This is a genomic window from Gordonia malaquae NBRC 108250, assembly GCF_000344135.1.
GTDB classification, from domain to species: domain Bacteria; phylum Actinomycetota; class Actinomycetes; order Mycobacteriales; family Mycobacteriaceae; genus Gordonia; species Gordonia malaquae.
In genome coordinates this window covers 22,533-35,348 of sequence record NZ_BAOP01000017.1, presented here as the reverse complement: position 1 = coordinate 35,348, position 12,816 = coordinate 22,533, and the positions used below count along the sequence as shown (strand labels likewise).

General features: G+C 67.1%; 12 protein-coding genes. 8 read left to right on the top strand and 4 right to left on the bottom strand.

Translation table 11 applies throughout. From position 1 onward, the window contains the following. The first annotated feature begins 158 nt into the window (after positions 1-158). The 4 genes from GM1_RS12600 (at position 159) to GM1_RS12585 (ending at position 3,788) form a co-directional block, all read left to right on the top strand. Positions 159-806, top strand: a complete 648-nt coding sequence (locus GM1_RS12600; RefSeq protein WP_008379355.1) for a response regulator transcription factor — start codon at positions 159-161, stop codon at positions 804-806. Beyond that, complete coding sequence (locus GM1_RS12595) at positions 806-1,999, top strand: sensor histidine kinase (RefSeq protein ID WP_008379354.1); 1,194 nt, start codon at positions 806-808, stop codon at positions 1,997-1,999. The genes GM1_RS12600 and GM1_RS12595 overlap by 1 nt, the downstream gene beginning before the upstream one ends. Then, positions 1,996-3,024 carry a DUF8320 family protein gene (locus tag GM1_RS12590; protein ID WP_008379352.1) on the top strand — a complete coding sequence of 343 codons (1,029 nt, stop codon included), beginning with the start codon at positions 1,996-1,998 and terminating at the stop codon, positions 3,022-3,024. The genes GM1_RS12595 and GM1_RS12590 overlap by 4 nt, the downstream gene beginning before the upstream one ends. Positions 3,025-3,134: 110 nt before the next feature. Further along, a complete protein-coding gene (locus GM1_RS12585; protein ID WP_008379351.1) occupies positions 3,135-3,788 on the top strand; it encodes a helix-turn-helix transcriptional regulator in 654 nt (217 codons plus the stop codon). A gap of 10 nt (positions 3,789-3,798) precedes the next feature. On the opposite strand, the gene GM1_RS12580 is transcribed toward GM1_RS12585, so the two are convergent. Further along, entirely contained in the window at positions 3,799-4,956 is a 1,158-nt protein-coding gene (locus tag GM1_RS12580) for a cation:proton antiporter (RefSeq protein WP_040520066.1), read from the bottom strand. A 38-nt stretch (positions 4,957-4,994) separates the two neighbouring features. Continuing rightward, on the bottom strand, positions 4,995-5,723 hold the full coding sequence (locus GM1_RS12575) for an MSMEG_1198 family transcriptional regulator (RefSeq protein ID WP_008379348.1): 729 nt from the start codon (positions 5,721-5,723) through the stop codon (positions 4,995-4,997). 245 nt (positions 5,724-5,968) lie between these two features. On the opposite strand from GM1_RS12575, the gene GM1_RS21595 reads away from it, so the two are divergent. Then, positions 5,969-6,559, top strand: coding sequence for a helix-turn-helix transcriptional regulator (locus tag GM1_RS21595; RefSeq protein WP_008379346.1), 591 nt, complete (start codon positions 5,969-5,971; stop codon positions 6,557-6,559). A gap of 75 nt (positions 6,560-6,634) precedes the next feature. On the opposite strand, the gene GM1_RS12565 is transcribed toward GM1_RS21595, so the two are convergent. Continuing rightward, positions 6,635-7,729, bottom strand: a complete 1,095-nt coding sequence (locus GM1_RS12565; RefSeq protein ID WP_008379344.1) for an inositol-3-phosphate synthase — start codon at positions 7,727-7,729, stop codon at positions 6,635-6,637. Continuing rightward, entirely contained in the window at positions 7,722-8,369 is a 648-nt protein-coding gene (locus GM1_RS12560; RefSeq protein WP_008379342.1) for a PadR family transcriptional regulator, read from the bottom strand. The genes GM1_RS12565 and GM1_RS12560 overlap by 8 nt, the downstream gene beginning before the upstream one ends. A gap of 148 nt (positions 8,370-8,517) precedes the next feature. Here GM1_RS12560 and GM1_RS12555 point away from each other — a divergent pair, with 148 nt between their 5' ends. The 3 genes from GM1_RS12555 (at position 8,518) to GM1_RS12545 (ending at position 12,811) form a co-directional block, all read left to right on the top strand. After that, a complete protein-coding gene (locus GM1_RS12555; protein ID WP_008379341.1) occupies positions 8,518-8,907 on the top strand; it encodes a DUF5318 family protein in 390 nt (129 codons plus the stop codon). A 127-nt stretch (positions 8,908-9,034) separates the two neighbouring features. Beyond that, entirely contained in the window at positions 9,035-11,284 is a 2,250-nt protein-coding gene (locus GM1_RS12550) for a transglycosylase domain-containing protein (protein WP_008379339.1), read from the top strand. Continuing rightward, positions 11,285-12,811, top strand: a complete 1,527-nt coding sequence (locus GM1_RS12545) for a glycosyltransferase family 87 protein (RefSeq protein WP_008379337.1) — start codon at positions 11,285-11,287, stop codon at positions 12,809-12,811. The last annotated feature ends 5 nt before the right edge of the window (positions 12,812-12,816 follow it).

Genomic DNA, 12,816 nt, shown 5'->3' with positions numbered 1-12,816 from the left:
CGAACGAGATCGGTTCGGTGTAGACCGCGTGTGGCCGTCGATCCGCCCGGTGTCGTCGAAACGGTTGAATGCGACTGCGCGCCGCTCGATCCCACTGCGTGCGGGGATACCTTCGATCCACGTCTGTCGTGGATGGTCTCGGGGTTGAGGAGCGCAGTGTGAACGTGAAACGGATCGGAGTGGTCGAGGATCACGCATCCGTGGTCCTCGGCATCGAGGCGATGCTCGCCGGCCACCCGAGCCTGGCTGTGGTCGCGTCGGCGATGACCGTTCCGGAACTGTTGAGCGGCCCCACCGACCTCGACTTGGTGATGCTCGATCTACGCCTTGCGGACGGATCTTCGCCGTTCACCAACGTGGAGGCACTGCGGGCCGCGGGTCTGGAGGTCCTCGTGTTCACGGGGGCGGAGAACCCGTACATGGTGCGGCTCGCCGCGAAGGCAGGCGTGCTGGGGATCGTGCGAAAGTCGGCGCCCGTCGACGCCGTCGTCGAAGCGATCGAGGCCGCGGCCGCAGGACTTCCGGTGGTCACCACCGAGTGGGCCGCGGCGATCGACGGAGATCCCGACCTGTCGGCGGCCGGTCTGAGTCCACGACAGCAGGAAGTCCTCGCGCTGTACGCGTCAGGGGAGAAGGCCGACCGGGTCGCGCGGCTGACCGGCCTGTCGACGGAGACGATCACCGACTACGTCGGCCGGATCCGGGCGAAGTATGCTGCGGCAGGCCGCCCCGCCGCCACCAAGGTCGACCTGTACATGCGTGCTGTCGAAGACGGCCTGTTGCCGATGCCGGAGCGTCCCGCCTGATGGTGCTCCTGATCGACACGACGACCGGCGAGAATCTCGATCGCATCGTCCGGATCTTCGCGCGATTCACCACCGTCGGGTACGTGGCGTACTCCGTGATGCTCGTCGGTTCGGTGATCGCATGGTCCGACCGCACCGCACCGTGGTGGACGCCGGTCGCCGTTGTGCTCGCATTCGGCACCGGGCTGGTCCCCGGCGTCCTCTCGTTCCGTGACGATGTGCGGGCCGTCCGCTGGTCCGGCGCAGTGGCGGCGTCTGCCTTCCTCGTCGTCGTCGCATCGTTCCCGTTCGTGTGGAACGGGACCGGCGTCCCGATGGGCGACGGGGTGTGGTTCGCGTCGTTCCCCGGGCTGGCGAGCATCGCCGCGGTCATCGCGTGGCCCGCGCGGGTCGCCTTCGCGCACATGGTGATCGGCTGTGTCGCAGTGCAGATGATCAACGTGTGGGTTCGTGACGGGGCGACGCTCTTCGACCTGGTGCCGGAGACGGGTTTCGCCGTCATGTTCTGCAGCCTGTTCGTCGGCGGCTCGGTGATGGCGCTGCGCACTGGTCGCGTCCTGGACACCACCACGGCGCAGACGCACGCCGTCGCCGAGGCGGCCGCGTCGCAGCGCGGACGGATGGTGGAACGCGAGCGTTTCGACGCGCTGACCCACGACAGCGTGATGGCGACTCTGCTCGTCGCGTCGCGTTCGGCGTCGACCGACGAGATCAGCGCCCTCGCGAAGGCGACGCTCACCGAACTCGACGACATCAGGGCCGGCGTGCGGACGGATCGTCCGTTCACGGTGGATGAGGCGGTCGTCCACCTGCGTGCCGCCGCCGCCGACGCGAACGTGCGTGCCGAGTTCGTCGTGCGATCGTTCGACGCCGACGGCAAGATGCCCGCCGACGCCGTCTGGGCGCTCGGCGCAGCGGTCTCCGAGGCGCTGCGCAACACCGTCCGCCATGCGGGCCCGGCACCGACGAGTCGGGTTGAGGTCACCGGTGAAGTCGGCCGGATGACGATCCGGGTGTCGGACGACGGCGTCGGTTTCGACCCGACCGCGGTCGCATCTCACCGGCTCGGTGTCGCGGTCAGCATTCGGGGCCGCATGGAGTCGCTGCCCGGAGGCGAGGCGGACGTCGTCAGTCGTGTGGGGCACGGAACGACGGTCACTCTGACCTGGCGTGACGACATCGAGGGTGGATGATGACAGACGATGTCGAACACGGCGACGTCCGCTCGTTGATGGGCCTGCACTCGGTTGCCGCACAGATCCTCGCAGCGTGGTTCGTCTGCACGTACGCGCTGCTCGCCGTCACCACCTCCGAGAGCGGCGGCGTGCTTCGCGAACTGCTCGCCTGGGCGCTGGTGAGCGCGGCGGCGGTCGGGCTCATCCGTGCGGCGGGCGATCCGCTTCCGCCGGGATGGACTGCCTACATGACTGTGGCGGGTCCTGCCGCGACGGCGTTGGTGATCTACACGCTTCCGGCGGAGCCGGGCGCACTCCAGTTGTGGCCGTTGTCCGCGTCCACGGCCGTCTCGACCTACATGTGTGTGCGGGGACGGACGATCTGGGGATGGATGTCCCTGCTCGCCGCGATCGGCGTCACGGTGTTCTGGACGGCGGGCACCGGGCAGGGGACCGGGTACGGGCTGAGCGTGACGCTGATCAACATTGCACCGCTTCTCATGGCGACGTTCTTCGGATTGACTATCCGGCCCGCGGCCCGCGACATCTTTCTGCTGCGTGAAGAGGGCACCGAGCGAGCGGCGGCCGAGGCCGCTCACCGGGCCGTTCTCGATGAGCGGGACCGCCAACTGGTGGGTCTGGACTCGTTGGTCCGACCGCTTCTCGAGCGGCTGGCCGATCCTCGAGCGCTGACCGACGCCGAACGGCGGGCCTGCGGACTTCTCGAAGCTCAGTTGAGGGATTCGCTGCGCGCCCGATCACTCGCGGTTCCGATGGTCACTGCCGCCGCGCGAGCGGCGCGCGGACGCGGAGTGGACGTCATCCTGCTGGACGACCATGGACTCGACGGGGCGTCTGAGGAGATCGTCGAGCGGATCGTCACGACGGTCACGGCATCGTTGGATGCGACGGTCGACGGCACACTGACCATTCGGATCCTCCCGCCGGGAAGATCGTCCCTGATGACCGTTGTGCACAGTGCGGGCGAGGAGATCGACAGGCGGGTGTACAACGCGTCCGGCGAGCTCACTCTCGCCCCCTGAACTGGGGTCGTCCGCTCGGTTTACCCGAGAATTCGGGTCTGCCGGTGCATTCGCGCCCGGGGATACGGTGACCCGCGTACGCAGCACATTCCAGCGGAAGTGGGGACCACATGACGGTGTCGGAACCGGACGCCTCCTTCTCGGAGGCGAACCGCCTCCATCGGATGTCGGCCGGTCGACGTCTCACGTCGATCCCGACCGGGCTCCCGAGGACCGAGCGGGTGGTCGGTCTGCTCGGGGCGACTCCGCTCGACGCGGTCGGGTTGGACTCCTGGCTGGCCGCGATGGGTTATCGGTCGAGGGTGGTCACCGGCACCGAGCTCAGATCGGATCCGAAACCGCCTGCCGTGGTGATCACTCGTGACCCGTCGGCGCTCGATGCGGGAATGGCTCGGCACCTGCGTCATGTGCGCTTCATCGTCGTCACGGACCGAGCTGTGGCCGGATATCCGCCCTCGGTGAGGATCGTCGCCGATTCGAGCTCCGCACCAGGCGACGTCGAGGGCCTCGTCGGAGCGGTCCTCGGCCGAGCGCCACGGCGGGCCCCGGTGCGGCTCACCGATCGGGAACGCGACGTCATGACGACCTACGTGATGGGTGCGACGGTTTCGGAGACCGCATCGAAGCACTTCATCGCAGAGGCGACCGTCCGCACGCACTACCAGCGTGTCACGCGCCGCTACGAGGAGGCCGGCCGCGCCGCCGCCAACAAGTCCCAACTGCTGGTCCGGATGGTCGCCGACGGTTGGATCGAACTGATGTGAGCCGTTCGTCTCAGCGGTTTCGCACGGCAGTGGCGACGATCGGGAACACCAACACGGACAGGACGCCCGCGCCGACGAACACGGCCGCTTCAGTCGAGGTGATCGCGTGGTGTTCGACGCCGATGTCGGTCGCGACGACGATGATCGGCAGTGCGGTCGCGCCCATCAGACCGACCGCCGCTCGTTCACGACGGGAGGCGCCGTCCGGCGCGGCGAGCATCGACGGGACCCCGCGAATGAGCAGGAGTGCGACGGCGATCAACGGGATCACGGTGAATGCGAGCGGCGCGTCGAGCAGTGCACGGAGATCGAACTTCACTCCCGTGTAGACGAAGAAGACGGGTACAAGGAAACCGAAGGCCAACGCGTCGACTTTTGCTTCGACGCTTCGGCGGGTGGATTCGTCGGCATCCCGCATGAGCAGTCGCCACACGATGCCCGCGGTGAACGCGCCGAGCAGCATGTCCACCCCGAGTTGGAGCGCAAGGAACACGAGGACGGCGAGGACGCCCAGGACGCATCGCACCGCGAACTGCCCCGATGTGTGCAACGTCGATTCCACGATCCGGTGCAGCCGGTGATGAGGTCGTCGCTGAGCATGCAGGATCGCGGCTAGTGCGATCACCGCGAACACCACGAGGACGACCGTCGACATGCCGGGTGATCGAGTCCCCAGAAACACGGAGATGGCGATGATCGGTCCGAACTCGCCGACGGTTCCGACGGCGCCGACGGCGGAGCCGAACGGTGTGCCGAGATCGCCGGCGTCGCGGAGGATGGGCAGCAGTGTGCCCAGCGCTGTCGAAGCGAGGCAGATCCCGATGATCAGGGCGCCGAAGCCGGGTTCTGCGACGAAGCCGACGCCGACGCCGACGCAGATGCTGATCGCCCAGCCCAGCCACGCGCGGCGTCCGGTGCGTCCGCGCAGGGACGCGGCGTCGATCTCCGAACCGGCGACGAAGAAGAGCAGCAGGACGCCGAACTGCGACAACTGTGCGAGGAACGGCGTCCGGTCCACCCAGCCGAGGGCATCGGGACCGGCGACCACGCCCAGCACGAGTTCGAACACGACGACGGGTACGGCTACCCAGCGGGCGGTCGTGCGGCTGGCCAGCGCCGCGGCGATCATCAGCAGCGGGACCACGAGGAGGGAGGCAGGATCGGACATCGCCATCGAATCGTAGTCGGTGGGTTCGCAGTGGGACGTCAGTCGCCGAGAACGTCCGCGTGACCGTTCCGGCGGCACCAACTGACGAGATAGCGGGCGTGGACGCCGCACCAGCGGTACACCGCACCCTGCGTCAGTGGCAACGCGCTGTTGTGCTCACCGCGGGCCGAGATGATCGGCCCGAGATAGTGGCTCGTCACCTTGTTCGCCGTGCTCGGCGCGACCTGCGCGGCGAGCGCGAGCGTCGCGTTGTCAGTGGCCCGACCCGCCGCGATCGCACCTGCCAGACGGCCCGCCGTGTGTCCACGCCGTCCCTGAAGTTCGGCGTACAACGGTTTCGGCGCAGACGGGTCTGGTCGATCGGGGAGTCGGTTGCCGAGCGCGACCGAGCGGATCGAATCCATGAAGGGGTGCAGGCCCGCTGCTTTCGGGAAGACGCCCCACACTTCGTCTCGCAGCATCGCCTCGTCGAGATGGTCGCGCTCCATGCTGTGGCCTTGCGTCGCGAGGATCACCGGCGCGACGCGATCGACCTCGCGCAGGCGGTCGATCGCGTCCAGACCGTCGAACGTCCACTCGGTCTCAGGCTGATTCCAGATGAGATCCGCAGCGACGACGTCGTACCGCACCTGCCCGGTTATCGCCCGATTGAACTCGGCCTCCGTCGCGGCGACGGAGACCGTCACCTCAGGAAAATTGGCTTCGAGCGGAGCTGCGACGACGCGCCCCAGCGGAGAGGCGATGAGTATTCGTAGACCAGTCGACACTGGTCGAATCTTACTCGAAGGCTCGCATTTCATGCGTGATCGCGCATGAAGGTTCACCCGTTCGGTTCCTTTTCCGCCTAGTTGTCCACCAAAAGGATGATTGGGAGGCTGTTCTCGTCGTACCCGACCGAGACGATGGATGCGTTGGTTCATTCGATCGAGAACGAGGGCAGATGACGACGGCTTCCGAAGGCGTGCGACTTCACTCGCATCGCGTCCGTCCGCGGACCGGCGGTGGTCAAGGGGTGCGATTCGACGATTCGGTCGGCGTCCTGTCGGCTGGAGCGTTCGCCGCGGAACTCTCGGCGTCCTGGATCCGCTCTCTCGGCTACCGCTCGCGGATCGTCGACGTCGCCGAGCTCGCGGAGTGCCGGGTGCTGCCGAAGGTGCTCGTCGTCGACGGCGCCGCGGCGTCGACGACCCTTCCGCCGCTACTCGTCCACCTGGTGAAGGTGGTCGTCGTCGTGGACGTCACCGACCTCGGCGCAGTTCTGCCCGGAGCCACGGTGGTCCGCGATGCTGCGGGTGCGCCCGCAGCGATTCGTTCCGCGATCACCGATGTGCTCGGCGAGGGTCGGGTGCGAGTCGTGATCACTCCGCGTGAATTGGAGGTGATGGCGAAGTACGTCATGGGTGCGACCGTGAAGGAGACCGCGTCCGCGCATTTCGTCGCCGAGTGCACGGTGCGCACGCACTATCGCCGCGTGACGCAGCGGTACGAGGCCGCCGGGCGTCCGGTCGCGAACAAGGCTCAGTTGCTGCTGGCGATGGTCGCCGACGGTTGGCTCACCGTCGACGGGACTGTCGCTCGTCCTGCGCCTCCGGACCTTGGATGATCCCGCTTTCAGCGCCGACAAAGACCAAGGCCCGGCACTCCGTGAGGAGTGCCGGGCCTTGTCGGTACTGAACGCTTACTCGGCGCCGATGATGAACGCTTCGAGCTGCTGGCGAGCGACGTCGTCGGCGATCTGCTCCGGCGGGCTCTTCATGAGGTAGGCCGATGCCGGGAGGATCGGGCCGCCGATGCCGCGGTCCTTGGCGATCTTCGCGGCGCGCACGGCGTCGATGATGATGCCTGCCGAGTTGGGCGAGTCCCAGACCTCGAGCTTGTACTCCAGGTTCAGCGGCACGTCGCCGAAGGCACGGCCTTCGAGGCGGACGTACGCCCACTTGCGGTCGTCGAGCCATGCGACGTAGTCCGACGGGCCGATGTGCACGTTCTTGTCGTACACCTTGTTGGCCAGCGAGCCGCTCAGGTTGCTGGTGACGGCCTGGGTCTTCGAGACCTTCTTCGACTCCAGGCGCTCACGCTCGAGCATGTTCTTGAAGTCCATGTTGCCGCCGACGTTCAGCTGGTACGTGCGATCGAGGGCGACACCGCGGTCCTCGAAGAGCTTCGCCATCACGCGGTGGGTGATGGTGGCGCCGACCTGGCTCTTGATGTCGTCGCCGACGATCGGGACACCGGCGTCGGTGAACTTCTTCGCCCACTCCGGGTCGGAGGCGATGAAGACCGGGAGGGCGTTGACGAATGCGACACCCGCGTCGATCGCACACTGTGCGTAGAACTTGTCGGCCTGCTCCGAGCCGACGGGCAGGTACGAGACGAGGACGTCGACCTTCGCGTCCTTCAGCGCCTGCACCACGTCGACGGCGTCGCCGTCGGCCTCGGTGATGGTCTCGCGGTAGTACTTGCCGAGGCCGTCGAGGGTGTGGCCGCGCTGGACGGTCACGTTCAGCGGCGGAACGTCGGCGATCTTGATGGTGTTGTTCTCGCTGTTGTTGATCGCCTCGGCGAGGTCGAAGCCGACCTTCTTGGCGTCCACGTCGAACGCGGCGACGAACTGGACGTCGCGGACGTGGTACGCGCCGAACTTGACGTGCATGAGGCCGGGAACGACTGCGTTCTCGTCAGCGTCCTTGTAGTACTCGACGCCCTGGACCAAGGATGAGGCGCAGTTGCCCACGCCCACGATGGCCACGCGCACGTTGTTGGTTTCACCCATGGTCGGGCTCTCCTTCATTCTGTGGCGGTACGACGGACTGCTGTACCGCCGATTTCTTTCCTTTTTCGATGCCGTCGCCGGGAGCCGGCGTCCAGGCATTCAAATCTGTGGAGCCCGCCGACGCCTCGTCGGCGATCAGCTTGTTGAGCCACTGGACCTCGCGTTCGGAGGTCTCCAGGCTCAGCTCGTGCATCTGGCGCGTGTAGTGGTCGCTGGATCCCATCGCGCGGCCGAGCATCTCGCGGAGACCCTCGCGGCGCTCTTCCACCTGGCGGCGGCGGCCTTCGAGGATCCGCATCCGTGCGACTGCCGGGGTTCGGCTGAAGAACGCGAGGTGCACGCCGAAGCCGTCGTCGGTGTAGTTCTGCGGGCCGGTGTCGGCGACGAGCTCGCTGAAGCGGGTCTCGCCGAGCGGTGTCAGACGGTAGACGCGGCGTCCGCGGCGGACTTTGACGCCCGTCGCGGTATCGGCGTCGTCCTCGGCGATCAGCCCGTCGGCGCGCATGCGGCGCAATGTCGGGTACAGCGAGCCGTACGAGAACGCGCGGAACGCGCCGAGCAGCCCGGTGAGGCGCTTGCGCAGCTCGTACCCGTGCATGGGGGATTCGAGAAGAAGGCCGAGAACTGCCATTTCGAGCATGTCGGTCTCCTCTCGGCTCGTTGTGACGGCTGGATGCAGCCACCAATGTATCGCATCGATATAACCGGGATCGAACTGAACAGTAGCTTCTGATGTTTGATCTCCATCACAGCCGGAGGCGGCGGAGTGCGCGTCTACGCTGGAGCCCGTGCACCGTCAACAGATCGACTACGCCCTCGCACGCCGCGCCACGCTGGCGCGCATGCGCGCGGGTGAGGTCCAGTTGAAAGACGTGTGCGACGCGGACACCTACCTGCTCCGGGCCGCCAAGTTCCACGGTCAGAGCACCGACCGGCCCTGCCCGGTGTGCCGCAAAGAGCAGGTGACGCAGGTGTCATGGCTGTTCGGAAGCACAATCGGCGGACCGTCCGGCACGGCGAGAACGGAACCGGAGATCGCGGTCCTGGCGACCCGCTCGCCGGAGTTCACCGTCCACGTCGTCGAGGTGTGCCGCACCTGCCGCTGGAACTATCTGATCCAGTCGTACGTTGCCGGTGTGCCGGCGCGCGCAACGAAGCGCCGCCGGGCAGCGAAATAGTCGTCAGAAGGGTGACGAGCGGGACGGTGTCGACGCCGCTATTGAGTTGGCAGCGACGCGTCCGTGCGTCAGAGTTGTGGAGACGGTCCTCGCGCGGGACCGATGAGCGCAGAGAAATGGGTGAGCGATGACCAGCGGAGCTGGGGACAAGGCAGAGGGCCGACGGACCGCTGCGAAGATCGCGGCGTGGGTCGTCGGCATCGTGGCAGGCGCGGTACCGGTCCTCGTGATCGTGGGCGTGGCCGCGTTCGTCTTCACGTACGTGACCGTCGTCGTGCCCGCACCGGGCGACATCAAGCAGAACCAGGTCGCGACCATCGTCGACTCCAAGGGCGGTGTGCTGGCCCGAGTGGTCCCGCCGGAGGGCAACCGAACCGACGTCAAGTACGAGAACATTCCGACGTCGATGGTCGCCGCGATCAAGGCGGCCGAAGACCGCGACTTCGACTCCAACGTCGGCTTCTCGCTGCGTGGCTTCTCGCGCGCGGCACTGGGCAAGCTCACCAGCGACGGCGGAGCAGGCGGTGGCTCGACGATCACCCAGCAGTACGTCAAGAACGCCATCGTCGGCGACGAGGTCAGCTACAAGCGCAAGTTCAAAGAGCTCGCCATCGCCACCAAGATGTCCCGCCAGTGGTCCAAAGAAGAGATCATGGCGGCGTACCTCAACACCATCTACTTCGGACGCGGCGCGTACGGCATCGCCGCTGCCGCGAAGGCCTACTTCAACCGGGACATCACCAAGGTGACTCCCGAACAGTGCGCCGACTCGAAACTCCCTCGCGCCAAGCGGGCGAACTGCCTCAGCGCGTCCGAGTCCGCTCTCCTCGCGGGCATCGTGCGCGGACCGTCGCTCTACGATCCGGCGGTCAACCCCGAGATGGCGACCGAACGCTGGAACTACGTGCTCGACGGCATGGTCGACATCGGCTTCCTGCAGAAGGCCGACCGCGACACCCAGAAGTTCCCGAAGATCGCGGCTGTCAAAGCCGCGGACAGCAGTGACGTCAAGAGCGGGCCCAACGGCCTGATCGAACGCAAGGTGCTCGCTGAGCTCGACACGCTCGACATCACCGAGCAGGACGTGCGCACAGGTGGACTGACGATCACCACGTCTATCCGTCCGCAGGTGCAGAACGCTCTCGTCTCCCAGGCGCGCTCTGTGATGACCGGCGAGCCGAAGGAACTCCGGACGGCGTCGGTCTCGATCGATCCGGCCACCGGCGGCATCGTCGGCTACTTCGGCGGCAACGACGGCCAGGGCTGGGACTACGCCTCGGCCGGACTCCAGACCGGTTCGGTGTTCAAGGTGTTCGCGCTGGTCGCGGGCCTCGAGCAGGACATCCCCCTCTCGCAGCGTTACGACTCCAGCCCGTACGTGGGCCCGGGCGGGATCACGATCAACAACTCCGATGGCGAGAGCTGCGGAACGTGCAACCTGGCGACGGCGACCAAGATGTCCCTCAACACGGTGTTCTACCGCCTGATGATGGACCTCAACGGCGGCCCGCAGGCAGTTGCCGACACTGCGCACCGACTCGGCATCGCCGAGAGCTTCGGCGACATCGAGCACACCCTGTCCGAACCGAACGGCAAGCCCGAGAACGGCATCGTCCTCGGCCAGTACCCGACCCGCGTCCTGGACATGGCGTCGGCGTACGCGACGCTCGCCGCATCGGGCATCTACCGCGAGCCGTACCTCGTTCAGAAGGTGGAGACCTCCACCGGCGACGTGCTGTTCGACCGTGAGGCCAACAAGGGCAAGCGCGTGGTGTCCGCGGCGGTCGCCGACAACGTGTCGGCTGCTCTTTCACCGATCGCCGCATACTCGAACGGCAACGCGCTGTACGACTCGACGTACGGCGCCCGCCCGTCCGCTGCCAAGACCGGTACGGCTCAGCTCGGCGACACCGGTGAGAACAAGGACGCCTGGATGGTCGGCTACACGCCGCAGCTCTCGACGGCGGTCTGGGTCGGCACAAATAAGGGCACCGCACTCCGCAACTCGTATGGCGGAACCATTTACGGCAGCGGTCTGCCCGCGCAGATCTGGCGCGCCCAGATGAACGCCGCACTCGAAGGTGTGCCTGTCGAACAGTTCCCCGACCCCGAACCCGTCGGTGGCCAGGCCGGCGTGCCCTATGAACCTCCGCCCACCACGTACACGCCCACGGAGACCAGTCGCCAGCGGTCGCGGCCGCGTCTGCCCGGCGAGGGTGACGACGGGAACATCACGATCCTGCCCGGTGTCACGATTCCCGGTGGAAACAACGACAACGGGAACAGTGGAGACAACGGCGACAACGGCGGTGACGGCGATGTCACGCTCGGCCCGGGTGACGGGGCCAGCACCGGAACTCGATCCCGTGGAAACTGAGTGACCGCACCGCACGACACCGAGCCCGGTTCGACGCCCCCTGCGTCGGACCGGGCTGTCGGCGTCTCGGACGTCGACAGCCCTGCTCCGCTCGCCGAGGATCTGCGGCTCGCGACCGACAGGGTGCTGCCGTCGCGGACCGAACCGCTGGTCGGGCAGTTGAGCACGTCGATCGGCGGGCCGGTCGGGCTGCACGCAGCGATCGGCCGCAACCGGACCTGGACCCCGCTACGGGTGCTGTTTCTGCTCGCGCTGCTCGTGTTGGCGTTCAGTTGGTTCGGCAAGGCGGGCGGATGTCTGCAGCAGACGCCGTCGAACGACGCCGCCGCGACGATGCGCCTGGACTGGGACCACCAACGCCAGTTCTACGGACTCTGCTATTCGAACGTGATCGCCGGATACAGCGAGAACCACCTGACGCCCGCGGACCTCCGCGGCGGCGCTGCACCGTTCCGCACGTATTGGGAGAACGACGACGTCAAGCAGTACATCGGTGTGCCGGTCGTGACCGCAGCCTTCATGTACGTCACCGCGCAGGCGGCGCGCGGCTGGGGAGCTCTGACCGAGGCAGTCGGCCTGCCGAGGGCACTCGACGTGGCCAACTACTTCACCATCGCGGCGCTGCTGATGGCGCTGGGCTGGCTGATCGCAGTGTGGGCGACCATGCGGACCAGACGCCGAGACCCGTGGCTCGTCACGCTCATGGTGATCTCACCGCTTGTCCTCGTGCACGCGTTCACCTCGTACGAGGTGCTGCCGGTGATGTTCACCGCGCTGGCCATGTACGCCTGGTCGCGGGAGCGGATGTGGCTCACCGGACTGTTCGTCGGGTTGGGCGCCGCGTCTGCGATCTATCCCCTGCTGCTCATCCCCGCGATCGCGATCCTGTGCGTTCGTGAACGGCGACTCTCCGATGCCGCGAGTGTGGCGATCGGCGCGTTGTTGACGTGGGGCGTGGTGAACGGTGTGGTCGCCTCGATCTACCCGTCCGGATGGTCGGCGACCTTCACGCAGTGGCGCGACCGCGCCGTCGGGCCCGACTCCGTCTACAGCCTGATCGCCCGCGCCACCGGGTGGGACGCACAGCCGACAGTCGTCAACGCGCTCATGCTGGCGCTGATGGTGGCAGTCGTGGCAGGCGTGACGTACGTCGGACTCAGATCTCGACGTGAACCGCGACTGCCGGTGCTCATGTTCCTGCTGGTCGCCGGGCTGCTGCTGGTCGGCAAGGAATGGCGACCGGAGATGTCGCTGTGGCTGGTTCCGCTCGCAGTCCTCGCGATTCCACAGCCGCGCGTCCTGCTCGCGTGGATGACCTTCGACGCGCTGCTATGGGTTCCGCGGATGGCCTTGTTCCTCGCGCCCGAACGCAAGTGGGCGCCGGTCGAACTGTTCTACGTCATGGCGGGCGCTCGATGGATCATGGTCGTCGCCCTCTGCGCCTACGTCGTGTGGGATCTCCTGCGTCCGGCCGCCGCCCCGCACCCCGACGGCGGTCGGCTTCTCCAGTCACCGCTGCCGGTCTAGCGTCT